The 25433-nt window shown below is 72.2% G+C and carries 22 protein-coding genes; 16 read left to right on the top strand and 6 right to left on the bottom strand.

What is annotated here, in order from left to right:
• Positions 1-166 precede the first annotated feature (166 nt).
• Positions 167-2320, top strand: a complete 2154-nt coding sequence (locus ACIRJR_RS15720) for a SpoIIE family protein phosphatase (RefSeq protein WP_403780344.1) — start codon at positions 167-169, stop codon at positions 2318-2320.
• A 101-nt stretch (positions 2321-2421) separates the two neighbouring features.
• Here ACIRJR_RS15720 and ACIRJR_RS15715 read toward each other — a convergent pair whose 3' ends face one another.
• The 3 genes from ACIRJR_RS15715 to ACIRJR_RS15705 form a co-directional block, all read right to left on the bottom strand.
• Positions 2422-3867, bottom strand: coding sequence for a glyceraldehyde-3-phosphate dehydrogenase (locus ACIRJR_RS15715; protein WP_403779799.1), 1446 nt, complete (start codon positions 3865-3867; stop codon positions 2422-2424).
• A gap of 108 nt (positions 3868-3975) precedes the next feature.
• On the bottom strand, positions 3976-5466 hold the full coding sequence (locus ACIRJR_RS15710) for a sulfatase-like hydrolase/transferase (protein WP_403779796.1): 1491 nt from the start codon (positions 5464-5466) through the stop codon (positions 3976-3978).
• On the bottom strand, positions 5463-6419 hold the full coding sequence (locus ACIRJR_RS15705; protein WP_403779793.1) for a TauD/TfdA dioxygenase family protein: 957 nt from the start codon (positions 6417-6419) through the stop codon (positions 5463-5465). Before ACIRJR_RS15705 ends, ACIRJR_RS15710 begins: the two co-directional genes overlap by 4 nt.
• A 535-nt stretch (positions 6420-6954) precedes the next feature.
• Between ACIRJR_RS15705 and ACIRJR_RS15700 the strand changes: the two genes are divergently transcribed.
• The 6 genes from ACIRJR_RS15700 to ACIRJR_RS15675 all read left to right on the top strand — a co-directional run bounded on the left by ACIRJR_RS15700 (position 6955) and on the right by ACIRJR_RS15675 (position 13872).
• Positions 6955-8178, top strand: a complete 1224-nt coding sequence (locus ACIRJR_RS15700; protein WP_403779790.1) for an ROK family protein — start codon at positions 6955-6957, stop codon at positions 8176-8178.
• A gap of 102 nt (positions 8179-8280) precedes the next feature.
• On the top strand, positions 8281-8352 hold the full coding sequence (locus tag ACIRJR_RS15695) for a putative leader peptide (RefSeq protein ID WP_403780341.1): 72 nt from the start codon (positions 8281-8283) through the stop codon (positions 8350-8352).
• 243 nt (positions 8353-8595) lie between these two features.
• Positions 8596-10182 carry an ABC transporter substrate-binding protein gene (locus ACIRJR_RS15690; protein WP_403779787.1) on the top strand — a complete coding sequence of 529 codons (1587 nt, stop codon included), beginning with the start codon at positions 8596-8598 and terminating at the stop codon, positions 10180-10182.
• 1 nt (position 10183) lies between these two features.
• On the top strand, positions 10184-11128 hold the full coding sequence (locus tag ACIRJR_RS15685; protein WP_403779784.1) for an ABC transporter permease: 945 nt from the start codon (positions 10184-10186) through the stop codon (positions 11126-11128).
• A 3-nt stretch (positions 11129-11131) separates the two neighbouring features.
• Positions 11132-12025, top strand: coding sequence for an ABC transporter permease (locus ACIRJR_RS15680; protein ID WP_403779781.1), 894 nt, complete (start codon positions 11132-11134; stop codon positions 12023-12025).
• Entirely contained in the window at positions 12022-13872 is a 1851-nt protein-coding gene (locus tag ACIRJR_RS15675) for a dipeptide ABC transporter ATP-binding protein (RefSeq protein WP_403779778.1), read from the top strand. Before ACIRJR_RS15680 ends, ACIRJR_RS15675 begins: the two co-directional genes overlap by 4 nt.
• Before the next feature lie 351 nt (positions 13873-14223).
• On the opposite strand, the gene ACIRJR_RS15670 is transcribed toward ACIRJR_RS15675, so the two are convergent.
• The gene (locus tag ACIRJR_RS15670) at positions 14224-14466 is read right to left on the bottom strand and encodes a DUF6411 family protein (protein WP_403779775.1); all 243 of its coding nucleotides are present in this window, start codon (positions 14464-14466) and stop codon (positions 14224-14226) included.
• 174 nt (positions 14467-14640) lie between these two features.
• On the opposite strand from ACIRJR_RS15670, the gene ACIRJR_RS15665 reads away from it, so the two are divergent.
• A complete protein-coding gene (locus ACIRJR_RS15665) occupies positions 14641-15096 on the top strand; it encodes a hypothetical protein (protein ID WP_403779772.1) in 456 nt (151 codons plus the stop codon).
• Between the two features lie 18 nt (positions 15097-15114).
• Here the strand turns inward: ACIRJR_RS15665 and ACIRJR_RS15660 are convergent, their stop codons facing one another.
• Positions 15115-15654 carry a MarR family winged helix-turn-helix transcriptional regulator gene (locus ACIRJR_RS15660; protein WP_403779769.1) on the bottom strand — a complete coding sequence of 180 codons (540 nt, stop codon included), beginning with the start codon at positions 15652-15654 and terminating at the stop codon, positions 15115-15117.
• A 267-nt stretch (positions 15655-15921) separates the two neighbouring features.
• Positions 15922-17289 carry an MFS transporter gene (locus ACIRJR_RS15655; protein ID WP_403779766.1) on the bottom strand — a complete coding sequence of 456 codons (1368 nt, stop codon included), beginning with the start codon at positions 17287-17289 and terminating at the stop codon, positions 15922-15924.
• 290 nt (positions 17290-17579) lie between these two features.
• Between ACIRJR_RS15655 and ACIRJR_RS15650 the strand changes: the two genes are divergently transcribed.
• Genes ACIRJR_RS15650 through ACIRJR_RS15615 form a run of 8 tightly spaced genes read left to right on the top strand, consistent with a single transcriptional unit; the run spans position 17580 to position 25410 of the window.
• Positions 17580-19064 (top strand): aldehyde dehydrogenase family protein, encoded by a 1485-nt coding sequence (locus tag ACIRJR_RS15650; RefSeq protein ID WP_403779763.1) that lies wholly within the window; start codon positions 17580-17582, stop codon positions 19062-19064.
• Between the two features lie 29 nt (positions 19065-19093).
• On the top strand, positions 19094-20104 hold the full coding sequence (locus ACIRJR_RS15645) for a VOC family protein (RefSeq protein WP_403779760.1): 1011 nt from the start codon (positions 19094-19096) through the stop codon (positions 20102-20104).
• The gene (locus ACIRJR_RS15640) at positions 20101-20898 is read left to right on the top strand and encodes an aspartate dehydrogenase domain-containing protein (protein WP_403779757.1); all 798 of its coding nucleotides are present in this window, start codon (positions 20101-20103) and stop codon (positions 20896-20898) included. The genes ACIRJR_RS15645 and ACIRJR_RS15640 overlap by 4 nt, the downstream gene beginning before the upstream one ends.
• Entirely contained in the window at positions 20895-21683 is a 789-nt protein-coding gene (locus ACIRJR_RS15635) for an alpha/beta fold hydrolase (protein ID WP_403779754.1), read from the top strand. Before ACIRJR_RS15640 ends, ACIRJR_RS15635 begins: the two co-directional genes overlap by 4 nt.
• A gap of 11 nt (positions 21684-21694) precedes the next feature.
• The gene (locus ACIRJR_RS15630; protein WP_403779751.1) at positions 21695-22216 is read left to right on the top strand and encodes a cupin domain-containing protein; all 522 of its coding nucleotides are present in this window, start codon (positions 21695-21697) and stop codon (positions 22214-22216) included.
• Complete coding sequence (locus ACIRJR_RS15625; RefSeq protein ID WP_403779748.1) at positions 22209-22964, top strand: SDR family oxidoreductase; 756 nt, start codon at positions 22209-22211, stop codon at positions 22962-22964. Before ACIRJR_RS15630 ends, ACIRJR_RS15625 begins: the two co-directional genes overlap by 8 nt.
• A 19-nt stretch (positions 22965-22983) precedes the next feature.
• Complete coding sequence (locus tag ACIRJR_RS15620; RefSeq protein WP_403779746.1) at positions 22984-23772, top strand: SDR family oxidoreductase; 789 nt, start codon at positions 22984-22986, stop codon at positions 23770-23772.
• Positions 23773-23784: 12 nt separating this feature from the next.
• The gene (locus ACIRJR_RS15615) at positions 23785-25410 is read left to right on the top strand and encodes a thiamine pyrophosphate-binding protein (RefSeq protein ID WP_403779743.1); all 1626 of its coding nucleotides are present in this window, start codon (positions 23785-23787) and stop codon (positions 25408-25410) included.
• The last annotated feature ends 23 nt before the right edge of the window (positions 25411-25433 follow it).

Raw genomic sequence — 25433 nt, 5'->3', positions numbered from 1 at the left:
GAGGAGGGGGCGCAGGACAGGGGCTGCGGCCCGGCTCGTACGGCCGGGGTACGTGCCGGGGCGGTTGAGAGCCCGCACACACAGGGGCATTCTTGGACGAAAGTCGCACCCGCGTGTGTGTGGGCGGCCTGCCGAGGCGGGGAGGACGAGTGATCGGCCCGTGAACATGGACGAGACGGGTCCCGCCGGCCCGCCCCCGGACGGGGCGGACCCGGCACCGGGGAGCGGGGACGGCAGACGGCCCACCGAGGCACTGACCGAGGAGGTGCTGTGCCGGATCCTGGAACAGCTGCCGGTGCCGGTGGCGTACTTCGGCCGCGACCAGCGGCTCGGCATGGCCAACGAGGCGGCGACGGCCGGCAGGACCGAGGCGTCGCTGCGCGGGCTCCGGCCCGGTGAGATCGAGCCCGGCATGTTCCTGGAGGGCGGCGAGGGCCTCTCCGCGGCGCTCGACCGGGTGATGCGGACGGGCGAGGGCGCACCCTACGACGCCCACCTCACGGTGGGGAACAGCGACCGCGTCTGGCAGCTGGCCCTCTCACCCGTCAAGAGCGCTGACGGCGCGATCCTGGGCGTGTGCGTCGTGACGCTCGACATGACCGACCAGTTCTGGGCGCGACGGCGCCTGGCCGTGCTGAACAAGGCGAGCTTGCGCATCGGCAGCACCCTCGATGTGGGGCGCACCGCCGAGGAGCTGGCCGAGCTCGCCGTCGAGGACTTCGCCGACTTCGTCACCGTCGACCTGCTCTCCGAGGTCCTGGTGGGCGACGAAGTGCGTTCGACGCAGTACCCCCACGCCATCAGCTTCGACCGGGTGGCCCAGCGGTCCGTTCTCGAAGGCTGCCCCGAGTCGGTCGTCCCGCTCGGCGAGATGCACGCCTACGCCCGGGACTCCGTGGTGGCCCGCACCCTGGCCCGTGGGGAGCCGGTCCGCTTCGTCGTGGACGGGGAGTCCCTGCCGAACTGGATGAGAAGCGATCCCGACCGCCTGCGGACGATGCGCGAGTACAGGATCCATTCAGTGCTGGTGGTGCCACTGCGAGCCCGTGGCGTCACGCTCGGCATGGCTCAGTTCTTCCGGCACCGGACACTGGAGGAGTTCGGCGCCGCGGATCTGCAGCTCGCCGCGGAACTCGTCTCGCGTGCGGCCGTGTGCGTGGACAACGCCCGTCGCTACACCAGGGAGCGGACCACCGCACTGGCTCTCCAGCGCAGCCTGCTGCCGCGCCGGGCCGCCCGGCAGAGGGCCGTGGACGTCGCCGCGCGCTACCTCCCCAACACGAACGGCGCGGGCATCGGAGGGGACTGGTTCGACGTCATCCCTCTGTCGGGAGCCCGGGTCGCCCTGGTGGTGGGCGACGTCGTCGGCCACGGGCTCCACGCCTCGGCCACCATGGGCAGGCTCCGCACCGCCGTACGGACACTCGCCGACGTCGACCTCGCACCGGAGGAACTGCTCACCCAGCTCGACGACCTGGTGCTCACCCTCGACCGCGAACAGCCGCCCGACAGCTCCGAGGGCGGACGCGTCGCGGGTGCGACCTGCCTCTACGCCGTGTACGACCCGGCGACCGGGCACTGCACGATGGCCGGCGCCGGCCACCCCGAGCCGGTGGTGGTGCGCCCGGACGGCACGGCCGAGCAGCTGCGGCTGCCCGCCGGTGCGCCGCTCGGTGCGGGTGGCCCCGGCTTCGAGGCCGCCGAGTTCGAGCTTCCGGAGGGCAGCCGGCTCGCCCTGTACACGGACGGCCTGATCAAGACCCCGGGCGGAGACGCCGACACCGCGCTCACCGTGCTGCGCGACCTGCTCGGCCGTCCGGCGCACTCGCTCGAGGAGACCTGTGACACCGTCATGGACGCCTTGGTCCCCGAGCACCCGAACGACGACGTCGCCCTGCTGCTGGCGCGCACGCGACGGCTCGACGCCGGCCACTACGCCTCGTGGGACCTTCCCGCGGACCCGGCCGTCGTCTCGACCGCCCGCAAGCGGGCCGCCGAGCAACTGATCGCATGGGGTCTGGACGACGCGGTGTTCACCACCGAGCTGGTCGTCAGCGAGCTGGTCACCAACGCCATCCGCTACGGCGGCGACCCCATCCGGCTCCGCCTCATCCTCGACGCCGCGCTCATCTGCGAGGTCGTGGACGGAAGCAGCACCGCCCCTCATCTGCGCCGCGCCCGGATCTACGACGAAGGCGGACGTGGTCTGCTGCTCGTCGCGAGTCTCACCGAACGCTGGGGCACCCGCTACAGCGGCACGGGCAAGACCATCTGGGCCGAACAGCCTCTGCCGGGAACGGAGGAGGCGGACCCGGTCTGACGCGGACGCGCCTGTCCCGGCCCGACCGCCACCCCCACCAGCCGCGCGCTCCGGCCGGCTCCCCACGCGGGGAGCCGGCCGGAGCCGGTGGGGGCCGGAGATCAGACCGCCGGGGCCGGGTACGTCGGGTACTCCACGCCGGAGACGTGCTGCACGACCCGGATGACCTGCGAGGAGTATCCGAACTCGTTGTCGTACCAGAGGTAGAGGATCGCGTTGTCACCCTCCACCTTGGTGGCGCCCGCGTCGACGATCGAGGCGTGGCGGGAGCCGATGAAGTCGCTCGACACCGCGTCGGGTGCCGTGATGAAGTCGATCTGGCGCCTGAGCGGCGAGGTCAGCGACACGTTGCGGAGGTAGTCCAGGACCTCCTCGCGACTGGTGCCGCGCGCGAGCTGCAGGTTGAGGATCGCGATGGAGACGTCCGGCACCGGAACACGGATCGAGCTGCCGGTGATCTTCGCCTGGAGGCCGGGCAGAGCCTTGGTCACGGCGGAGGCGGCACCCGTCTCGGTGATGACCATGTTGAGAGGGGCCGAACGGCCACGGCGGTCCGAGTTGTGGTAATTGTCCAGGAGGTTCTGGTCGTTGGTGAACGAGTGGACGGTCTCCACGTGGCCACGCACCACACCGTACTCGTCCGCCATCGCCTTCAGCGGCGGGACGATCGCGTTGGTGGTGCAGGAGGCGCACGAGATGATCTGCTCGTCCGGCTTGATCGTGTCGTGGTTGACGCCGTGCACGATGTTGGGGACGTCACCCTTGCCGGGCGCGGTCAGGACCACCTTCCCGATGCCGGGGCGCAGGTGCCGGGACAGGCCCTCGCGGTCGCGCCAGCGGCCCGTGTTGTCGATGAGGATGGCGTCCTTGATGCCGTGGGCCGTGTAGTCCACGGCCGTGGGGTCGTCGGAGTAGATCACCTGGATCTCGTTGCCGTTGGCGATGATCCTGCTGTTCGCCTCGTCTACGGTGATCGTGCCCTGGAACTGGCCGTGGATCGAGTCGCGGCGCAGCAGTGAGGCGCGCTTCACGATGTCCTGTCCGGCGCCCTGGCGCACGACGATGGCGCGCAGCCGGAGGCCGTTGCCGGAACCGGTCTTCTCGATCAGCAGGCGGGCCAGGAGGCGGCCGATGCGGCCGAACCCGTAGAGGACGACGTCGCGCGACTCGCGGCGCTCCGTCTTGTTGGCGCCCGTCGCGCCGGCCACGGCCTCGGCGGTGAAGTCGCCCACCGACAGGCCGCGGTCGTCGCTCCGGTAGGTCGCGGCGAGCATGCCGAGGTCGATCTGCGACGGGCCGAGGTCGAGTGCGGCCAGAGCGTGCAGGAAGGGGAGGGTCTCGGTGACCGAGAGCTCCTCGCCGGCTATCTGCCGGGCGAAGCGGTGGGTCTTGAGGATGCTGACCACCGACTTGTTCACCAGGGAGCGGCTGTGGATCAGGATCGTGACGTCCTGCTCCCGGTGCAGCTTCCCGATGAGCGGGATCATCGACTCCGCGATCTCCTCGCGGGTCTTCCAATTGGTGAACGAGTCCTCGGTGGCAGTCACAAGTCCATCTTTCGAGCTAGGCGGTGCTCATATGTTAACCGCACCGGATTCTGGCCGTTCAGCCGGTGCCGGCCGGAGGGCCCGTCCGCTCGTGTTGACGTGTGCTGATCAAGAATGGTCCGGTGTCACCCGCCGGGAGACGGGCCGGTGGCCGAACCTCACCCCCTCCCATGGCACCTCCGCCGGGAACGGCTCAGCGCGGCGCTGCCCGGCCGGGCACGGAGCGGCCCGCTCGATTCCGGGTCTCACGCCCTCGATCCGCTCCAGCCACTCCAGCAGAGCGCCGCGGAGCCCGTCCGCGACCTCGCGGTGTGAGGAGAGCCCGGCGAGGTTGTCCAGCTCATAGGGGTCTGCCGCCAGGTCGTACAGCTCGGTCTCCTTGTAATGCGTGGCGGCCGGCTCGTTCCAGGCGTCCGCCCCCGGCGCGTCCACGACGTACTTCCACCGTGCGGTGCGCACCGCACGGCCGACCCGGTCCTCGCTGATCTGGACGAAGACGGACCCGGGCCGCCCAGGATCCCGGCCCCCACCGGTCAGCGGCAGCAGGGACCGGCCCTGGACGCCCTCCGGTGCGGCGATGCCGGCGGCGTCCAGCAGGGTCGGCATCAGGTCCACCGTGCTCACCGGCTGCCGGACGAGTCCGCCCCCGGTGAAGCCCGGCCCGGTGAGTGCCAGGGGAACCCGGACGGACGCCTCGTGGGCCGATCGTTTGTACTCGCTGTTGCGGGTCCGGAAATGGGAGCCGTGATCCGCCGTCCACGCCAGCACGGTGCGTTCCTCGGTGCCGAGACTCCTCAGCGCGTCACGCAGCCGGCCCCCCCCCTCGTCCACGCGCTTGATCTGGCCGAGGTATCCGGCGAGATGACGGTGCGAACCGCCCTGCGGCGCGCCCGGTGCGAGTGCGGCGAGGTCCGGCGGCAGCCAGGAGCCCTCGTAACGCTCGCGGTAACCCGAGGGTGCCGGGTGGTCGTCGGTGGGGTTCTGGTGGTGAGGTTCCAGCAGGGAGACGAAGAGCAGGTACGGACGGTCGTGGTGGTCGGACACGAAGCGGATCGCGGCGTCGATCAACGCGTCCGAGCGGTACCCGGGAAGCCGGACCGGCTCGCCGTCCTCGTCGTACACCACCGTGCGGTAGGCGTCCGAGGTGTACTCGAGCCGGTCCGAGGCCAGCCACGTGTCGTAGCCGCCCCGCCGCTCACGGGGCACGGGACCGTCCGGCCCGTCCTCACCGGCCAGGTGCCACTTGCCGATGTACCCGGTCGTGTACCCGGCCGCGGCGAACGCCCCCGCGAGGGTCGGGATGTCCGCCGGGAGCGGCAGCCCGTTGCGGAAGACGCCGGACGCGGTGGGGAAGAGCCCGGTCTGCAGGGACGAACGAGCAGGAGCGCAGACGGGGTTGGGCGTGACCGACTGTTCGAACAGGGTTCCCTCGCGGGCGATCCTGTCGAACTCGGGGGTCACCCCCGTGCGGTTTCCGTGAGCACCGGTGGTGTCCCAGCGCTGCTGGTCCGTGAGGATCACGATCACTTGCGGGGGCGCCCCGGCGGACGGCGCGCGGGCGCCGTCCGCCGGGGCCGGCGCGTCAGGGTGCCCACTCATGCGAGCGTCGCCTCCGGGGCCGATGCGCCCGACGCGATGCCGAACGAGGGGTCGGGCACGTCCTCGGGGCTGATCAGCGTGGAGGAGCGGCCGTCGACGCCGACCGGGATGTCGCCGTCGACGGTGACGCGGCGGAGCTTGCGCTCGTGGGCGTCCGAGTCGTCCACGCCGTAGTGCTGGGTGGCGCGGTTGTCCCAGATCGCGACATCGCCGGTCTGCCACTGCCAGCGCACGGTGTTCTCCGGGCGCTCGATGTGCGACTGGAACAGGTCGAGCAGCGTGCGGGAGTCGCGGCCGGTCAGTCCGCTGATGCGCTGGACGAAGTTGCCGAGGAGCAGGACGCGTTCGCCGGTCTCGGGGTGCACACGCACCACCGGGTGCTCGGTGAGGAACTTCGTCGAGGTGAACACCTGCCGGTACTGGGCGAGGGCCTCGGGACGGGCCTCCGGACGCAGGGCCACGTAGTCGTAGTCGTTGGAGTGGACCGCGCGCAGGCTGTCGGCCAGCACCTTGAGCGGCTCGGGCAGTTCGGCGTACGCCGCACCCGTGTTGGACCACAGGGTGTTGCCCCCGTACGGCGGGATGACGACGGCGCGCAGGATCGAGAAGGCCGGGTAGGCCGGCACGAAGGTCACGTCCGTGTGCCACTGGTTGGCCCGGCCGCCGTGGTCGGAGTCGATACCGAGGGAGTAACGGCCGTCGGCGGACGGGACGGTGGGGTGGGCGACCGGTGTGCCGAGCAGCCGGCCGAACGCCTCGTGGCTGTCCTCGTCCAGGTGGTCCTGGCCGCGGAAGAAGACGACCTTGTTGGCCAGCAGTGCGGCCCGGATCTCGGCCACGGTGGCGGGATCGAGGTCGCCGCCGAGGCGCACCCCGGAGATGACGGCGCCGAGCCGTCCGCCGATCTTCTGGACGGTGACGGTGGAGGCGGGGGCGGTGGTGGCTGAGGACATGACGGGATTCCCTTCGGTTTGTGGGATCGCCCGCTACCGGCCTTAGTTAATCTTGGAGCGCAATTAATTGGCGGGGCGGGGCGTGAGACGTGTGAGAAGTGCGGAGCGCCGCAGGTGCCGCTGAACTGTGGTGCGGGGTGAGGGCGCCGGAGCCGTACGGACCGCGGGGCGGTCGATCAGCCGGCGGAACAGGGGCCCGGACACGCCACCGCGGGGGTGGAGCGGCCGGCGTGGGCGGACCGCGCATCGGAAACGGCCGTCGCGAACATGCCCCGGAGACTTCCAGCGCCCCACGGCGGACGTCAAGCACGTGCCGGTCTCCCCGAGGGGGCCGGGCGGTGGTTGAATCGGCGCTCGCACGACGTCCGCACCACCGTGGCTGACGTCCCGTCGAACAGCTCTCGACCTGCGGTTCTTCCCTCGCTCACGGAGGCGGTGCCCGCCCCGTGCGAGAACCGGCGGGAGGCCGGGACCGATTTCACGCCGCCGTAATGTTGCGACCGCCGCGCGTCGCAGGACCGTAAGGAAGGTCATCATGACAGCCGCCCCACAGATCTCCCGGGCGACCGGCGACGGCCGTCGCGAGGCCAACGCCGCCACGGTGTTGCGCACGGTGCTCGACCACGGGCCCGTCGCCCGCCGGACCATCGCCGATCTGTGCGGGCTCAGTCCGGCCGCAGTCTCCCGGCAGTGCACCGACCTGGTCCGCCTCGGCCTGGTGAGGGAGCTGCCCGGGCCGGTGGGGAGCAGCGGTGTCGGCAGGCCTCAGATTCCCATCGACCTGCACACCGACACGGCCGGTGAGCGAGGCGGGAGCGCGGGGCCGGTGGCCGGTGGTATCCACATCGGGGTGCCCGCCTCGACCTTCGGGCTCATGGACCTGCGGGGCCGGCTGCTCGCCCGGTCCCGTCTGCCGCACGACGGCCCGGCATCCGGGGACATGCCGCGCCGCATTGTCGACGGCATGCGGGGGTTCCTCGACGACACGGTCCGGGGCAGGCCTCTGCTGGGGGTCGGTGTCGCCCTCGGTGGCTGGGTCGATCCCGGTCCGGGGACGGCGGTCCGGCACGACGCGCTGGGCTGGCACCACCGTCCGCTCGCGGCCGAGATCGCCCGTGGCCTGGGCGGAATCGAGGTGCGGATCGACAACCACGCCCGTGCGATCGCCCAGTCGGAGATCCTCTTCGGCCGCCCGGCCGCCCGCCGGAGCCTGGTCCACCTCTTCGTCGGGAACGTCGTCGACGCGGCCCTCGGAATCGCCGGGGTGGTCCACCAGGGGCCCGGGTCCGGCGCGGGCGACGTGGCCCATCTGCCCGTGCCGGACTCCACGGCCCCCTGCCCTTGCGGGAGGACCGGATGCCTGGAGGCGACGGCCTCGAACACGGCGATGGCGCTGACCGCGGTGCGCCGCGGCATCGTGCCCGAACCGGACGCGTTCCTGGTGGTGGACGCGGCGGCGGCCGGGGACAGGCGCGCGGACCGGCTGCTGCGCGAGCGGGCCCGCGCGGTCGGCCGGGCGGCCGCCCTGCTGCTCGACGTCCTCAATCCTGACCTGGTCGTGGTCACCGAACACTCCAGCCTGCTCAACCCGGAGTACCTGGAGGAGATCCGCGGCGCCGCGGTAGACCTCTCCCATGTCTGCGGGGATCCCGAGCGCATCGTCGGTCCGCATGCCGGGACCGCCGCCCTGCCCGTGGCGGCCGGCGCGATCCTGCTGAACCGGCTGTTCAGGCGGCCTCTGGCGACCGTCGAGCGATAGCCCGTGGGCGGAGGGCCGAGGAAGGCGTGCGTACCAGGATGCGGACGGGACGGGTTGACCGTCCGGCGGAGCCGCTGTCATATTGCTCCCGTGAACCCGGACATGCGCCTCATCACCCGCAGGCACGTCGACCTCTGTCGACAGGCCAGCGCGGTCTGTGCTGTCCGCCACTGATCCCCGCCCGCCCCTCTCCGGCCCGCATCAGGTGCCGTTGACGCCGCACGGGCGGAGTGCCGCCCCCGGCCGGTGCCGCCGTCCCGGGTCCCGCCGCTTCCGCACGGCCTGATCAGCACTCCCATGTCTCCCCGGTCCCGGTCTCGGGCCGGTTCCCTGTTCGTACACCCTTAGTTCGTGCCGCAGCGGATCGAATTGCGAACGCGTTCCGCTCCACACCCTCACCGCCACAGGCAGGCTTCGATGACCGCGCTGTATCCCTCCATGCCCACCGGACCGTCCCGGCGCTCCACCCTGCGCGCCGCGGGCGGCGGCACCCTCCTTCTCGGACTGGGCCTGGCGGGCTGCCGCTCGGCGGTCTCGGAGGCCTCGTCCGACTCCGCCGACGCCGAGCCGAAGCGCGGCGGCACGCTCGACGTCGCCGTCAACGCCGACTTCACGCCTGCTCTGCTCTTCTCACAGAGCCAGCAGTCCCTGCAGCACAGGCTGATCTACAACACCCTGACCCGCTATGACGACCGGCTCAGCCCGAAGCCGGAGCTGGCAGCCTCCTGGACGTACGCCGAGGACGGGCGCAGCATCACGCTGCGGCTGCGCGACGACGTCACGTTCCACAACGGCCGCAGGTTCACCGCCGATGATGTCGTCTTCGCGGTGAAGAACCTGCAGGACCCGGTACGCGCCGCCCAGTTGCACGCCACCGCTGCGGCTGTCACCGGGTTCGAGAAGCGCGGTGACCACGAGCTGGTGCTCAGGCTGGCGCATCCGGTGAACAACCTCTTCGACCTGTTCGAGTTCATGATCATCACGGACCCGGAGACGGTCGAGGACGCCGTGGCCGGCAGGAAGCTCATCGGAACCGGGCCGTTCAGGCTCAAGAAGTGGAGCCCCGGCTCCGGTCTGAGCCTGACCCGGAACGAGCGCTACTGGCAGCCCGGGCGCCCCTATCTCGACGGTGTCGAACTGCGCGTCATACCTCAGGCCGACGCCCTGATCTCATCCCTGCGCTCGGGCCAGTCCCAGCTCTCCTTCAACGTGCCCGGCAAGAACCTCGGCACCATCAGGAGCGAGAAGCGGCTGACCGTCAGCGACTACGACACCGGCGCCGGCGCCATCTACCTCGGTGTCAACACGACCGTGCCGCCGCTGGACGACCGGACCGTCCGGCACGCCCTCGCCTGGGCCCTCGACCGCGACCGGCTGCTCGCGCAGACCCTCGGCGGCTACGGGCTCGCCTCCGCCGCGCCCTGGCCCAAGTCCTCTCCCGCCTTCACCGAGGCGCATCGCACCCACTACTCCCACAACCCGGGCAAGGCCAGGGAGCTGCTGCGGTCCGCCGGGCACACCAAGCTCGAACTCCCCCTGCTGCACCTCGCGCTGCCGGGCGAGACCGCGATCGCCGAATCACTCCAGTACGACCTGGAGCAGGTGGGAGTCCACGTCACACTCCAGCCCACCGACCCGGCCACCGCACAGAAGAAGCTGATCTCCCAGGACATGCCGGCCCTGTGGACCCTGGGGCACGGCTTCGCGCAGATCCAGCCCTCCACGCTCGCGGTGAGCGCCTATCCGTTCAACGAGGCCAAGAACACCTCCGAATTCCGGTCGGACGAGTACACCAGGGTGGTGCGGGAGGCATGGACGAAGCCCGAGCCGACCGCGGCCGCGGCCAACGCGCTGCACGAGAGGATCACCCGCATCCTGCTCGACGAGGCCTTCATCATCGATCTCGTCGTACGGGGTCAGGTCCAGGTCTCCGCCGCCGGGCTGCACGGCGTCACGCTGAACAAGTTCTCCTACCTCGACCTCGACAACGCCTACCTGGTGTGACATGCGCAGCTACCTGCTGCGGAGGCTGCCCTCCGCCCTCCTCGTCCTGCTCGTCGCCTCGTTCCTGATCTTCACCATCCTGCGGCTCGTCCCCGGCGACCCCGCCAGCACCCTCGCGGGGCCCGACGCCGACGCCGCCACCGTCGCGGCGATCCGGGACCGTCTCGGACTCGACGCACCGCTCCTCACGCAGTACGCGCACTGGATCGGCTCGCTGGTCACGGGCGATCTCGGCCCCTCGTACGCCATCGGGGGCCAGACGTCCGACCTGATCCGGGACGGACTCGGTGCCACCGTCGAACTCACCCTGGCCGCAATGCTCTTCGTGATACTGCTCGGCACGGCCTTCGGTGTCCTGGGTGCGACCTCCCGCAGCCGCTGGATCCGGTCCGCGGTCCGGGTGGCCATGACCGCCTCCCTCGCCGTGCCCCCGTTCATCAGCGGTGTCGTGCTCGTGCTGCTGTTCGCCGTGATCCTGGGAGTGCTGCCCCCGGGCGGCAGGACCGCCTTCCTCACCGCCCCCGACCTCGCCGTCCAGTACCTCCTGCTGCCCGCGCTCTGCCTCGCCCTTCCCAGCGCCGCCGTCCTCGGCCGCTACCTCAAGGACGGCATCGAACACGCACTGGCCGAGGACTACATCCGCACAGCCACCGCCGCGGGCGTCGCGCCCCGCCGGCTGCTGTGGCGGCACGCCCTGCCGAACGCGCTCCCGCCCGTCGTCACCCTGCTCGGCATGCAGACCGGGCACCTGCTCGGCGGAGCCGTGCTCGTCGAGGCGATCTTCGCCTGGCCGGGCCTCGGCAGGCTCGCCGAGCAGGGTCTCGTGAGCCGGGACTACCCCGTCGTCCAGGACCTGCTGCTGCTCCTGGTCGCCGTCTTCGTCCTCGTCCAGCTCCTCACCGACCTCGTCCATGCCTGGCTCGACCCCCGGATCAGGTGGGAGTGACCCATGACCGCACCGACCGACACCGTCCTCACCGGACCGCCCCCGCCGGCCGCCACCCGCAAGCCCGGCCGGCGGAGCCGCCCGCGTCACCCCTACCGCACCGCACTGTCCACCGCACGGGCCCGCACCGGCCTCGCCCTCGTCGGCGCGGTGGTCCTCGCAGGCCTGCTGGCGCCGCTGCTCGCCGGGCACGCACCCACCGACCAGAGCACGCAGAGCCTGGCCGCCCTCGGGACCCCCGGGCACCCGCTCGGAACCGACGACCTGGGCCGGGACCTGCTCAGCCGGCTCCTCTACGGCATCCGCGCCGACCTCGGGATCATCTCCGTCGCCGTACCCCTCGGTGCTGTACTGGGCTGCCTGGCCGCGCTCCTCGCAGCCGCGCACCCGGTGGCGGACACGGTCCTCCAGCGGGTCTTCGACCTCGTGCTCGCCTTTCCCGGCCTGATCCTGGCGCTCGCCGTCACCGCGATCCTCGGCCCGGGCCGCACCCCCGTCATCCTCGTCGTCGCCCTCGCCGAGATCCCGGTGTTCGGGCGGCTGCTGCGCGGCTCGGTCCTCGTCCAACGGGAGCGGGAGTACGTGACCGCCGCCCGGGTCGGCGGGAGTTCGGGGCGCCGCGTGCTGTTCCGGCACATCCTGCCCAACGCCGCGGACCCGCTGATCGTGCAGATCGCGGTCTCCCTGACCGTCGCCGTGTTCATCGAGGGTGCGATGAGCTTCCTCGGAGTGGGCGTACGGCCGCCCGAGCCCACCCTCGGAGCCGTGCTGAGCCAGTCACTGCCCTACCTCTCCGACGCCCCCCACTTCGCGGCGGGACCTCTGATCACCGTGACCGCTCTCGTCCTCGGCCTCTCGCTCGTCGCCGAGGCGCTCAACCGGGAGATACGCCGATGACCGCCCACGATCTGCTCGAAGTCCGGGACCTGGGCGTCGAGTTCACGTCCCACGACGGACCGGCCGTCAGAGCCGTCCGGGGCGTCTCCTTCCGCCTGCGCCGCGGTGGGACGCTCGCCGTGGTCGGCGAGTCCGGATCCGGCAAGTCCACCACCGCCCTCGCCCTCACCCGGATGCTGCCCGGCACCGGCCGCATCACCACCGGGCAGGTCCTGCTGGACGGCCAGGACCTGGCAGAGACCACCGACGCCGGACTGCGCGCGGTGAGGGGCGCCCGCATCGGAATGATCTTCCAGGACCCCATGACGGCCCTCAACCCCGTGATGACCGCGGGCCGCCACCTCGACGAGGTGCTACGCGCCCACGGGCACCCCGACCGGACCGCGCGACGGGTCCGCGCCGTCGAACTCCTGGACAGGGTCGGCATCCCCGACCCGCGGCGGCGCCTGGACGACCACCCGCACCAGTTCTCCGGCGGCCAGCGCCAGCGGATCCTCATCGCCATGGCTCTGGCGGGGGAGCCCGACATCCTTCTCGCCGACGAACCGACGACCGCACTGGACGCCACCGTCCAGGACCAGATCCTCACCCTGCTCGCCGACCTCAACCGGGAGACCGGCACCGCCCTCGTCCTGATCACCCACAACATGGGGGTCGTCGCCCGCTCCTGCGAACGCGTCCTCGTCATGTACGGCGGAACCGTCGTCGAGGACGGTCCCACCGCCGAGGTGCTCACCCGCCCCCGCCACCCGTACACCGCCGGTCTCCTCGCCGCGGTGCCGCGCCTCTCCGCCCCGTCCGGCACCCGCCTCACCGGCATCCCCGGCAGCCCGCCCGACCTCACGCTCCTCGGTGACGGCTGCGCCTTCGCCGACCGCTGCGCGGGCGTCGAGGACCGCTGCCGTACCACCGTGCCCCCGCTCGCCGCGCTCACGGCCGGGGTCCGGGCGGCCTGCCTGCCCGCTGCCGAGCGCACCGATCCGCTGCCGGCCCCGGCCCCTCCCGCCCGGATCGACCGCCCCGTACCCGGGGACGTCGTCCTGGAAGCCCAGGACCTGCGCAAGACGTACAAGGGGCGAGGCGTACGCGGACGGAGGGGTTTCACCGCGCTCGACGGCGTGTCGCTGACCCTGTCCGCGGGGGAGACCCTCGGGATCGTCGGAGAGTCCGGCTCCGGGAAGTCCACCCTGGCCCGGGTGCTGGCCCACGCCCATCCGGCGGACGGCGGCAGGGTGCTGCTGCGCGGTGAGGACGTCACCCGGCCCTCGCGCCGTGAACTGCACTCCGTGCGCCGCCAGGTCCAGATGGTGTTCCAGGACCCGTACGCCTCGCTCAACCCCAGGATGACGGTCGGCCAGATCGTCGCGGAACCCCTGCTCGCCTTCGGTCTCGGCGACCGCGAGGAGAGGGAGGAAAGGGTGACGGAACTCCTGCGCGTGACGGGCCTCGATCCGGCCGTCGCCGACCGGCACCCGCGCTCCTTCTCGGGCGGTCAGCGCCAGCGCATCGGCATCGCCCGGGCGCTCGCCCCCGCACCGTCCGTCCTCATCTGTGACGAACCCGTCTCCGCGCTCGACGTCTCCGTGCAGGCGCAGATCGTCGGCCTCCTCACCGATCTCCAGCGTGACCTCGGCCTCGCCCTCGTCTTCATCGCGCACGACCTCGCCGTGGTCCGGCAGGTGAGTCATCGCATCGCGGTGATGCACGGCGGGCGCATCGTGGAGAGCGGCGGCGCCGACGACATCTGCGAGAACCCGGCCCACCCGTACACCCGCGCCCTGCTGGCCGCCGTCCCGGAACCCGTGCCGCGGGCGTCGAGCCCCCTCAGGGCCGAGGCCCTCGCATGAGCGACCGTTGCGCCCAGGACGTCCCGGTGCGGGCGGCACGGCCACGGACCTGTCGCCGCTGCCGTCCGTACGCCGCGCCGAAGCGGCCCCGCCCGTCACCCGGCGCGCGCCGGCCGAACTGCCGGGCGGCGTCTCCCGGATGGGTGACGCCTTCGGCGAGGGCTACCACGCCGACCGGGACGGACAGGCGCGCGAGGCGGCCGTGGCCCCCTTCGCCGTCGAACCACCGCGGTCAGCGACGTCGCGCGGGCGTTCGCCGCGGCCACGGGCCACCGCACTCCGTGAGCGGCCGGAGTCCGGCGACTTCCGCGGTCCGCACGGAAATCGGCCGCGCGCCCGGCGGCCCGACGGTCAGAAGGGGAGACGGCCGCGCGCCCGGCGCCCGGCGGAGCCGCTGCTGCCCACGGCCTTGGAGCTGCTGCGGAAGGGCTTGCTGAAGATCCGGCCCAGCACGCCCGGAGCCTTGCCGCCGACACGTGATCCGGCCCCCAGGGTCCGCTGGGTGCCACGTTCGGGGTGGCGGGACAGGCGGGGGACGAAGAACGCGAGGACGGCCAGAACGACACAGACGGCGACGATGCCGACGATCACCATGATGAACTCCCAGGGTCGGTGTGACCTGCCGTGTGCCCGGCCGGACGACCGGTATGCGCCGCCGGTCCTGGCGGGGGTTCCGCGCGCGGGACCGACCGGCCCGACAGCGGCGGCAGGCATCTGTCGCCGCAGGGCGGGCAGGCGCGATGCATGCTCGGAAGCCACGCACGGCCCGTGACGTATCCGCTCCGGAGTCCGGCCCTGCCGGCCGCGGGCGCCGCGACGATCCCCGCGCACCACGGCGGCGGGGGCCGCCATCGGCTGCCAGGCCACCGCAGGGGCGCCTGGCACCGGCGCGTGATCGCCTACAGCCAGGTCGAGCTGGTGCAGTCCTCGGAGCGCGGCACCGGCGACCGGTGTCTGCTCCTGGTGCTCGTGCGCAAGGTGGTGGGCCATGTGGAATTCCGCCTCTGCGCCTCCTGCTCGGAGGGGGTCATCACCGAGGTGAGCATCGAGAAGCGGTTCCATCGCAGTGGGTTGGGGACCAGGGCGCTCTCCCACCTCCGAGCCAGGTATCCCGGAGTCGTCTGGCACACCACGCTCGACCGGCGTACGACGCGTGACCTCATGCGCCGGATGCGGGTTCCGTGGCAGGCCGAGGACACCCGTTGTTCCCACGCGAGCGCGTAGACCCCCAGCGGAGGCGGGCTACCGCGCGGGCCGTTCCTCGTCGGCGTCGAGGATCGAGATCTCCAGCTTGCGCAACAGCCGCGCGAGCTGCCGGCGCTCGGAGGGGGACAGCCCTGCGAGCATCCGGTTCTCGTTGTCGAGGTGTTCGGTGAACGCCGTGTCCACCGTGGCGAGCCCCTTCTCCGTCAAGCGGGAGTAGACGACCCTGCGGTCCTGGGTGTCACGCTCACGGACGATGAGCCCGTCCTTCTCCAGACGGTCGATCCGCAGCGTCACCCCCGCCGACGACACCAGCCCGGAGTCGGCGAGCTGCCCGGCCGTCAGCCGGTAGGGTTCGCCCGACCTGCGCAGCGCGGTCAGGACGTCGAACCCCGCCACGGACAGGCCGTGCCGCTCGACGGACTCGGTGAGCCCGGTGCTGTAGCGCAGGAAGGAGCGGTGCAGCCGGGCGAGGACCTCGAGCGGGCTGGTGTCCAGCTCCGGGCGCTCCCGCGCCCAGTCCTCGACGACCTTCGCCACGGCATCGTGGTCCGCGGGCCTTGACGCTGCCATCCTCATCCCCTCCGTACGGCGCGGGCCGGCGTCCCTCCGGCTTCTCACGGCACTGAGAATCTTACCGCTGAGGCGACACGCGGCTCAGCCGCGGCCGGACCGGCTCGTCACCGTCCGAGGAGCCGAGCCCCCAGGAGCGGGAGTGCTCGCGGGACAGGATCCGGTGGATCGCCGGCGGCTCACGGCGCCTCCACGACTCCTCGGGCGCTCGGAGCCGGTTGCCCGGAGCAGTGAGCAAATTGCCCCCGGGCCAACGGCCCCGAGCCGGCAGGGTCACGCGTTGAGCTCCTCCAGCGTCCTGCCCTTGGTCTCGATGGCGAACCAGGCGATCACCACACCCACCGTGCCGATCACGGCGAGCTGAGCGAAGACCAGTGCCAGGCCGCCGCCCGCCCCGATGACCGCACCGACGGCCACCGGGCCGAGAATGACGCCGAGCCGGTTCCACAGGCCGCCGAACGCCGCGCCCCTGGCCCGGTTGGACGTGGGGTACAGCTCGGGGGAGTAGAGGTAGAGGCCCGCGTTGATCGCGTAGAGGAAGAAGGTCGTGCAGGAGGCGAAGACCGCGACCTGGCCGCCCGAGGTCGCGCCCGCGACCGCCAGGACGGCGAGGGAGAGCGTCGTGCCGACGAACGCGCCGATGAGCGCGGGCCTCCGGCCGATGCGGTCGATCAGCATGGCCATGATGAAGGTGCCGAGCAGCCCGGTGACGTTGCTGAGCAGGGTGAAGACCAGCGCCGTCGTGAGATCCAGCCCGAACTCCTTCGTGTAGAGCGACGGCAGCCAGGTGGAGATGCCGTGGTTGACGTAGTACGCGACGAACCACAGCCCCGAGAGGACCGCCGTACGCCGCAGATAGCGTCCCCGGAACAGATCCTTCAGGGTGCCCTCGGGCTCGTTCGGCGCGTCCGACGAGGGGACGGGTGCGGGAAGCTCCTCGGCGGTCGCGCGGGCGACCTCCGCCTCGATCCGGGCGATGGCCGCCTCGGCCTCCGCCGTGCGACCACGGGAAAGCAGCCAGCGCGGGGACTCCTCGACGTGGCGGGGGAGCATCGCGGCGATCACGACCGGCAGAGCACCCACGAGGAACATCGCGCGCCAGCCGAAGGCCGGGACCACCCAGACGGCGAGGAGCGTGGCCGCGGCGAGTCCGGCCGGGAAGATCATCTCGTACAACAGCACGAAACGGCCCCGCTTGTCGGAGCGGGCGATCTCGTTGATGTACGTGGCCGCGACCGGTACGACCCCGCCGATCCCGAGCCCCTGCAGGAAGCGGAAGGCGGAGAACGTCTCGATGCTGCCGGAGAACGCCACGGCGAGGCTGGCCGAGCCGGTGACGGCGACGCCCAGGGCGACGGTGCGGACCCGCCCGATGCGGTCCCCCAGCCATCCGGCGGCCAGCGCGCCCAGCAGCATGCCGATCGAGGCGGAGGTGACGGCGAAGGTGGCCTGCCCGGTGCTCAGGTGCCACTCCTTCATCAGGACGGGCAGCGCGGACGCGGCCAGCAGCTGATCGAAGGCCTCGAAGAAGGTGACGGCGCCGATCAGGAACCGGACCTTGACGTGCCAGCGCGAGTGCGGCAGTCGTTCGAGTCTCGCGGCAATCGAGCCGAGAGCGGGTTTGCCGGCCACAGTCGTCATGGAGGGGGTCCTTCCGCGGGCAGATGAGTTCCGGCGACAGTAGGGGGACATACCTAAGCGGTCAATGGTTAAGAGCTTAGGAACTGTGTTCCCGGTGACTCGGCCCCCATCATTGACGCCGTGGATCCGGTGCTCAAGGGCTTCCGGGCAACGATTTGGCCTTGGGGTCTTGTGTCGAGAAACTTAAGCACTTAGATTTCTAGTGCTTCGGAAGTTAGACGGACGGCAAGCCGACGAGCCTGCCCGCGCCCGGAGTTCACCCCCTTCCCGCCTCGCCCGGAGGTCCACCCGTGCCGCAGTTCCCCACCGAAATCCTGATCGCCGGCCAGTGGCGGCGCGGTGCGGGCGAGCCCGTCGACACGATCGACCCGTCGACCGGGCGTGTCCTCGCCACCGTCCACTCCGCCTCGGCGGACGAGGTCGCGGAAGCCGCCGAAGCCGCGGCGGAGGCCGTGGCGGACCCGGCCTGGCGGGAGCTGCCCGCCCACGGGCGGGCCAGGCTGCTGCACCGGATCGGCGAGCTCACCGAGCAGGCCGCCGGTGAACTCTCGGCCCTGCAGACCGCCGACACCGGCAAGACCCTCGCCGAGACCAGGGCCCTCGCACTCAGCGCGGCAGGCACCTTCCGCTACATGGCGGCCGTCCTGGAGACCGCCGAGGAGTCGGTGACCCCGTCCCGGGGCCCGTACGTCACCGTGAGCACCCACGAGCCGATCGGCGTCGTCGGCGCGATCAACCCCTGGAACTCCCCGGTCGCCAGCGACGCGCAGAAGATCGCCCCCGCCCTCGCCGCGGGCAACGCGGTGATCCTCAAGCCCGCCGCCTGGACCCCGCTGGTCTCCCTCGCCCTCGGGAAGCTGATCTTCCGGGCCCTCGGCGAGTTCGGGCTGCCGGCCGCACTGTTCTCCGTACTGCCCGGCAGCGGACGGGTGGTCGGCGACGCCCTCGTGCGCCACCCGCTCGTCGGCCGTATCGGATTCACCGGAGGCACGGAGACCGGGCGGTCCATCGCGGAGACCGCCGCCCGGAAGCTGATCCCCGCCTCGCTGGAGCTGGGCGGCAAGTCGGCCACGATCGTGCGGGCCGACGCCGACATCGAACAGGCCCTGGCCGGAGTGCTGTTCGGGATCTTCTCGTCCAGCGGCCAGTCCTGCATCGCCGGTTCGAGACTCTTCGTGGCGCGGGAGATCTACGACTCCTTCGTCGGCGCACTCGTCGAGCGGGCGGCCGCGCTGCGGGTCGGCCCCGGTACCGACCCCACCACCCAGGTCGGCCCCCTGGTGCACCACCGCCACCGCGACTTTGTCGCCGCGTACGTCGATCTCGCCCGGTCCGAAGGCGCCCGCGTCCTGTGCGGCGGATCGGCGCCCGAGGGGGAGCTGTACGAGGGCGGGGCGTACTACCTGCCCACCGTCCTGGACGGCCTGGCGAACACCTCACGGACCTGCCAGGAGGAGATCTTCGGCCCGGTCCTGGTCGCCCTGCCCTACGACGACGAGGACGACCTGGTCCGCCAGGCCAACGACTCCGTCTACGGCCTGGCGTGCGGGATCTGGACCCGCGACCTGCGCGCCGCCGGCGCGCTGGCCCGCCGGATCGAGGCCGGCACCGTCTGGATCAACACCTACAAGCAGTTCAGTGCCTCCACCCCCTTCAGCGGGTGGAAGGACAGCGGCCTCGGCACCGAGAAGGGCCGCGACGCGATCCGCGCCTACCAACGCCAGAAGTCCCTGTACTGGGGCATCTCGGACCACCCGCTTCCGTGGGCCAACTGACCCGGCATCTGCCGTTCCTGGAGGGACTCATGCACCAGCCGACGCCCGGTCCGATCGCCCGGATCCGCTCACTGCGCTACGTCGAGCTGCACACCCCGGCCTTCACCGAGGCCGCCGACTTCTACGAGGACGTCTGGGGCCTGGAGACCGTCGAGTCCGACACCGGCGCCCGCTGGCTCCGCGGTACGAGCGACGAGCACCACGTCCTCCACCTCACCGAGCGCGACCGCGTCGGCCTCGGCCGCATCGCCTTCGCCGTCGCCACACCCGCCGAGGTCGACCTCGCGGCCCGGCGGCTCGAAGCCCGCGCGATCACGCCCGTCACCGGCCCCGGCCCGCTCGACCAGGCCGGCGGCGGCTACGGACTGCGCTTCACCGACCCGGAGGGCCGCCTCGTCGAGATCAGCGCCCAGGTCGAGGCCGTCGTGCCGCGCGGCCGGGACGGCGCCGTGCCCGTCGGGGTGACGCACGCAGTGCTCAACACCACCGACATCGACGCCGCGGTCGCCTTCTACCGCGACGTCCTCGGGCTGCGCGTCTCCGACTGGTCCGAACACCAGATGGCCTTCCTGCGCTGCAACAGCGACCACCACTGCATCGCCTTCAACCAGGCGGAGTGGACCTCGCTGAACCACGTCGCGTACGAGATGACCTCGGTCGACCACTTCATGCGAGGTCTCGGACGGCTGCGCCACCACGGGATCACCCCCCAGTGGGGCCCCGGCCGCCACGGCCCCGGCAACAACACCTTCTCCTACTTCACCGACCCGTCCGGGCTGGTCTGCGAGTACACCTCCGAGGTCGCCCAGATCGTCGAGGACGCCTGGATCGCCCGGGTGTGGCGGCGGGTCCCCGAGCTCTCCGACCTGTGGGGGACGGCGGGCCCGCCCTCCAAGGACATCCGCTGCAGCATGGCCGGCTCCCCGGACCCGGGCCCGCTCGCTTCCCCCGGCACCCGGGGCCCGGCCCCGCTCGCACCCGTGGACGCCCGGAAACCCGGCCCGCTCGCACCCTCAGACGCCCAGGAGGCCACCGCATGAGCACCGTACGCAAGGTCGCCGTCGTCGGCTGGGGCGCCATCGGCAGGGTCGTCGGGACCGCGCTCGCTGAAGGCCGCGTGACCGGCGCCGAGCTGGTCCGCGTCGTCGACAACCGCCCGCTCGGCGAGGCCGCCCCCGTGCGGCAGGCGACCTTCGAGGAGGCCATGGAGGTCTGCGACCTGATCGTCGAGGCCGCGGGCCAGGGCGTCGTACGCGAATGGGGCGAACGGGTCCTGGCCTCCGGCACCGATCTGCTGATCGCCTCCACCGGCGCCCTGACCGACGACGAGCTCACGAAGCGGCTGCTGGCCGCGGGACCCGGCCGCGTGTACTTCACCGGCGGCGCCGTCGGCGGCCTCGACCTGCTCCAGGCCGTACGCTCCCTCGGCCCGCTCGACGAGGTCAGGCTGACCACCACCAAACTGCCGTCGACCCTCGAACAGCCTTGGATGGGCGAGGAGTTGCTGCGCCGGATGCGTACGGCGACCGGACCGGTCGAGGTCATGTCCGGCACCGCCCGCGACGTCCCGGTCAAATTCCCCAAGTCGACGAACGTGGCCGCCTCGGTCGCGCTGGCCGTCGGCGACCTGGACGCTGTGCGGGTCCAGGTCGTCGCCGACCCGGCGGCGCACCACACCCGCCATGTGATCGAGGCGTCCGGCGGACACGGCGCGTACCGCTTCGAGGTCGCGCACCTGCCGGACCCCGGCAACCCCGCCACCAGCCAGGTGGTGCCGTACGCGGTGCTGCGCAGTCTCGCCGCGCTCGCCGGCCGGACCGGGCAGATCCTGTGAGCGCCACCGCCGGCGTCCACGTCGAGGAGGCGGGCGAGCACGGCCCGCTGCTGCTCTGCCTGCACGGCATCGGCTCCTCCTCGGCTGCCTTCGCCCCGCAGCTCGCCGAACTCTCCGCCCACATGAGGGTCGTGGCCTGGGACGCCCCCGGGTACGCCGAGTCCCCCGACCCCGCCGGGCCGATGAGCCTCGACGACTACGCCGACACGGCCGCCGCGCTCATCCGTGAGCGCGCCACCACCGCCCACGTCCTCGGCGTGTCCTGGGGCGGTGTGATCGCCCTGCGGCTCGCCGTCCGTCACCCGGAGCTCGTCGCCTCACTGATCGTCGCCGACTCCAGCCCGGGATCGGGCGCGGACGAGGCCAAGGCGCAGGGCATGCGCGCCAGGGCGGCCGACCTCGCCGAGCTGGGCCCCCGGGCCTTCGCCGAGGCCCGCGGCCCCCGGCTCGTCTCGCCCGGCGCGCCCGAGGACCTGGTGCGCCGCGTCGTGGACACCATGGCCGGCTCCGTACGGCTGCCGGGCTACGCCTACGCCGCCGAGTCCATGGCCTCCGCCGACCTGCGCGCCGAGCTTCCCTCGATCGCCGCCCCCACCCTCGTGCTCTGCGGCGAACAGGACCGGGTCACCGGCACCGAGGCGAGCCAGGCCATCGCCGGGGCCATCCACAGGACCGCCTACGTGATCGTCAAGGACGCCGGTCACCTGGCCAACCAGGAGCAGCCGGGCCACTTCGACGCCTGGGTGCTCTCCCACCTCCGCATCACCGCATCCATCCCCGAATAGGAGCCTCCACCATGCCCCTGACCACCGACGCGTACGACAACGGCGACGACCTCTCCGCGTACACCGACTCCCTCATCGCCACCAAGGCCTCCCGGGTCGCCGACTTCGACACCCTCTCCTTCCAGGAGAAGGCCGGCGCACAGTTCCGCCGCGGCCAGATCCGCTACGTCGGCTCCGGCGCGACCGGCAACCACGAGAGCGACAGCCGCATCCTCCCGTCCGGCGGTTTCACCTTCTCCAACATGCTGCTGCCGCCCGGCGCCGAGGGCCCGGCCCACACCCACCACGACGTCGAGGAGGCCTTCTTCGTCCTGGAGGGCGAGGTCAAGGTCGGCATCCACCGGGGCGCCGAGGAGGCCGAGTACCGCACCCTGGGCTACCGCGACATGATCGTCGTCCCCGCCGGTGTCACCCGGTCCCTCAAGAACGAGGGCGACACCGACGCCCTGTTCTGCGTCGTCATCGGCACGCGGAAGCCGCAGGTGCCGACCTACCCCGAGTACTCGCCGATGCACGGCGTGACCCGTGGCTGACCTGCCCCCGGCAGGCCGGCGCACCGTCGTCGTCACCGGAGCGGGCCGTGGCCTGGGACTGGCCATGGCCCGCCGGGCCGGCACCGACGGCTTCCGGGTCGTCCTCGCCGAACTGGAGCGCGAGCGCGGCGAGCGAGCCGCCGCGGAACTCCGCGCCGAGGGGATCGACGCCCACTTCGTGCGCTGCGACGTCGCCGACCCCGCCTCGGTGGAGGCGCTCGCCGACGCCGTGCGGGAGCTGGGCCCGCTGTACGGCCTGGTCAACAACGCGGCGCTCGCCAACGGTGTCGGCGGACAGGAGTTCCAGGACATCGACGTCGAGGTGTGGGACCGGCTGATGGCGGTCAACGCCCGCAGCCCCTGGCTGGTGTCGAAGGCCCTGTACCCGCTCCTCACCGGACCCGGCCGCATCGTCAACCTCGCCTCGGACGCCGCCCTGTACGGCTCCCCGCGCCTCGCGCACTACATCGCCTCCAAGGGCGCCGTCATCGCGCTCACCCGCGCCATGGCACGCGAACTCGGCGAGAGGGGGATCACCGTCAACGCGGTGGCCCCGGGCCTCACCGAGTGCGAGGCGACCGAGACCGTGCCCGCCGACCGGCACGACCTCTACCGCGTGAACCGGGCGATCTCCCGGCCGCAGCAGCCGGACGACCTCACCGGGGTCGTCTCCTTCCTGCTCGGCGAGGAATCCCGCTATCTGACCGGACAGGTGATCGCCGTCAACGGCGGCTTCACCATGAACTGAACCGCAGGAGGAACGAGTCATGGATCTGTGCCTCGCCGACCGCACGATCGTGGTCACCGGCGGCAGCTCGGGCGTCGGCCTCGCCACGGTCCGCGCCCTGCTCGACGAGGGCGCCCGCGTCGCCACCTGCGGCCGCGACGCCGGCCGGCTCGCCGAGGCGGCCGCCGGCCTCGGCGCCGGGAGCGACCGTCTGCTGACCGGCGTCTGCGACGTACGGGACGCCGAAGCGGTGCGCGGATTCGTCCGCCGTGCCGCCGAGGAGTTCGGCGGGATCGACGGACTGGTCAACAACGCGGGCCAGTCCCGCATGAAAGGGCTCGACGACTCCACCGCCGAGGACTGGCGCGACGAACTGGAGCTGAAGTTCGCCGGGGTGCTCAACCCCCTCCACGCCGCGCGCCCCCATCTGGCCGCGTCCGGAGCGGCGAGCGTCGTCAACATCAACGCGGTCCTGGCCAAGCAGCCCGAGACCCGGCTGATCACGACGAGTGCGGCGCGCGCCGGAATCCTCAACCTCTCCAAGTCCCTGTCCGTCGAACTCGCCGGCGACGGAATCCGGGTCAACTCCGTCTGCCTCGGACTCGTCGACACAGGCCAGTGGACCCGCCGCCACGCGGCCGCGGAGTCCGGCCTGTCGTACGAGGACTGGCAGGCTGGGCTGGCCGGGGACAGGGGCATCGCACTGGGCCGCCTCGGCCGGGCCGAGGAGGTCGCCTACGCGGTCGTCGCCCTGCTCTCCCCCCGAGCCTCCTACATCACCGGCACCAGCATCGACGTCTGCGGCGGCGTCGGCCGCTCCATCCTCTGAGGAGACACCACCATGCGTCACGACAACGGAGGCGATCTCCTCGTCACCGTCCTGCGCGAACTCGGCATCGACACCGTCTTCGGCATCGTCAGCGTCCACAACCTGCCGCTCGTCGAAGCCGTCGACCGTGAGCTGCGGTTCGTCCCCGTCCGGCACGAGGCGTCCGCCGTCAACGCCGCCGACGCCTACGGACGCGCCCGCGGCACCCTCGGCTGCGCCCTCACCTCGACGGGCACCGGCGCGGGCAACGCGGCCGGATCCCTCATCGAGGCGCTCAGCGCGGGCAGCTCCGTGCTGCACGTCACCGGCCAGGTCGAGAGCGAATTCCTCGGCAGCGGAAGGGGGTTCATCCACGAGACCAAGGACCAGCTCGGCATGCTGGAGGCCGTCTCCGCCCACGCCGCGAGCATCCCGGACGCGGCACAGGCGGGCCGGATCCTGCGCGAGGCCGCGCGCTCGGCGCTGACCGCGCCCGGTGGCCCCGCCAGCGTCGAGTGGCCGATCGACCTCCAGTACTCCGCGCAGACCGACGAACCCGCTGAGCACGCGGAGACGGCCCCGGCGGCCCCCACGGAGAGCGAACTCGCCGCATCGGGAGCCCTCCTGGCCTCCGCCCGCCGCCCGCTCGTCTGGGCCGGCGGCGGCGCGAACACCGCCCGCGGTGAACTGGCCAGGCTGCTGGAGGCGACCGGCGCCGGACTGATCACCTCCAACTCCGGCCGGGGCAGCGTCCCCGAGGACCACGAGCAGGTCATCGGGAACTTCGCCACCACACCCGCGGTGCGCGCCCTCCTCAGGGACGCGGACGTCCTGCTCACCGTCGGCACGCACTTCCGGTCGAACGAGACCGCCGACTACACCCTGGAACTCCCCGGGGCCCACCTCCAGATCGACATCGAGGCAGCCGCCCTCGGCAGGGTCTACCCGGCCACCCACGCCCTGCGCGGAGACGCCGCCGCCACCCTCACCGCCCTCCTGCCGTACGCCCGGACCGCCGAACCCGGCTGGACGGAGCGCGTCACCTCCGTACGCACCGAGGTGCGCGCGACCCTGCACGACAACATCGGGCCGCAGGCCGCGATCTGCGACGCGATCCGTGCCGCCCTGCCCCGTGAGGCCGTCGTCGCCCGCGACGTCACCATCCCCTCCAGCAGCTGGGGCAACCGGCTCCTGGAGATGTACGACCCCAAGGACAACGTCTTCCCGCGCGGCGGAGGCATCGGACAGGGCCTGGGCATGGGGATCGGCGCGGCGCTCGCCCGGCCCGGTGCGCCCACCGTCGTGATCGCCGGTGACGGCGGGCTCGCCGTCCACCTCGGCGAACTCCTCACCCTCGCCCAGGAGCGGCCCCGCCTCACCCTGATCGTCTTCGACGACGGCGGCTACGGCGTCCTGCGCAACATGCAGGACCGCCACAGCGAGCGCCGCTCCGGGGTCGACCTGACCACACCGGACTTCGAGCTGCTCGCCCGTGCCTGCGGACTGCCGTACGCCCGCATCTCCGCGGAGGAGCAGGCCGGGCCGGTGCTCACCGAGGCCATCGGTTCCGACGGCCCCACGCTCGTCGAGGTCGACCTGAACGCCCTCGGCCCGATGAAGAACCCGTTCACCCCGCCCGTGAGGATCCCGGGCCAGTAGCCCGGCCGCCCGAACTGCCGGTA

Origin of the sequence: Streptomyces sp. NPDC102402 (assembly GCF_044765765.1) — a bacterium.
Taxonomy (GTDB): Bacteria; Actinomycetota; Actinomycetes; order Streptomycetales; family Streptomycetaceae; genus Streptomyces.
Note: the sequence above shows the minus strand (reverse complement) of the source record. Positions and strands in the feature narration are given on the sequence as shown.

Excerpts from the sequence above, each read along its gene's own strand:
- ACIRJR_RS15620 (WP_403779746.1), top strand. The coding sequence starts at position 22,984 with ATGGATCTGTGCCTCGCCGACCGCACGATCGTGGTCACCGGCGGCAGC.
- ACIRJR_RS15705 (WP_403779793.1), bottom strand. The coding sequence starts at position 6,419 with ATGTCCTCAGCCACCACCGCCCCCGCCTCCACCGTCACCGTCCAGAAG.
- ACIRJR_RS15700 (WP_403779790.1), top strand. The coding sequence starts at position 6,955 with ATGACAGCCGCCCCACAGATCTCCCGGGCGACCGGCGACGGCCGTCGC.
- ACIRJR_RS15640 (WP_403779757.1), top strand. The coding sequence starts at position 20,101 with ATGAGCACCGTACGCAAGGTCGCCGTCGTCGGCTGGGGCGCCATCGGC.
- ACIRJR_RS15675 (WP_403779778.1), top strand. The coding sequence starts at position 12,022 with ATGACCGCCCACGATCTGCTCGAAGTCCGGGACCTGGGCGTCGAGTTC.
- ACIRJR_RS15690 (WP_403779787.1), top strand. The coding sequence starts at position 8,596 with ATGACCGCGCTGTATCCCTCCATGCCCACCGGACCGTCCCGGCGCTCC.
- ACIRJR_RS15645 (WP_403779760.1), top strand. The coding sequence starts at position 19,094 with ATGCACCAGCCGACGCCCGGTCCGATCGCCCGGATCCGCTCACTGCGC.
- ACIRJR_RS15680 (WP_403779781.1), top strand. The coding sequence starts at position 11,132 with ATGACCGCACCGACCGACACCGTCCTCACCGGACCGCCCCCGCCGGCC.
- ACIRJR_RS15670 (WP_403779775.1), bottom strand. The coding sequence starts at position 14,466 with ATGGTGATCGTCGGCATCGTCGCCGTCTGTGTCGTTCTGGCCGTCCTC.
- ACIRJR_RS15710 (WP_403779796.1), bottom strand. The coding sequence starts at position 5,466 with ATGAGTGGGCACCCTGACGCGCCGGCCCCGGCGGACGGCGCCCGCGCG.
- ACIRJR_RS15655 (WP_403779766.1), bottom strand. The coding sequence starts at position 17,289 with ATGACGACTGTGGCCGGCAAACCCGCTCTCGGCTCGATTGCCGCGAGA.
- ACIRJR_RS15685 (WP_403779784.1), top strand. The coding sequence starts at position 10,184 with ATGCGCAGCTACCTGCTGCGGAGGCTGCCCTCCGCCCTCCTCGTCCTG.
- ACIRJR_RS15720 (WP_403780344.1), top strand. The coding sequence starts at position 167 with ATGGACGAGACGGGTCCCGCCGGCCCGCCCCCGGACGGGGCGGACCCG.
- ACIRJR_RS15630 (WP_403779751.1), top strand. The coding sequence starts at position 21,695 with ATGCCCCTGACCACCGACGCGTACGACAACGGCGACGACCTCTCCGCG.
- ACIRJR_RS15660 (WP_403779769.1), bottom strand. The coding sequence starts at position 15,654 with ATGAGGATGGCAGCGTCAAGGCCCGCGGACCACGATGCCGTGGCGAAG.
- ACIRJR_RS15615 (WP_403779743.1), top strand. The coding sequence starts at position 23,785 with ATGCGTCACGACAACGGAGGCGATCTCCTCGTCACCGTCCTGCGCGAA.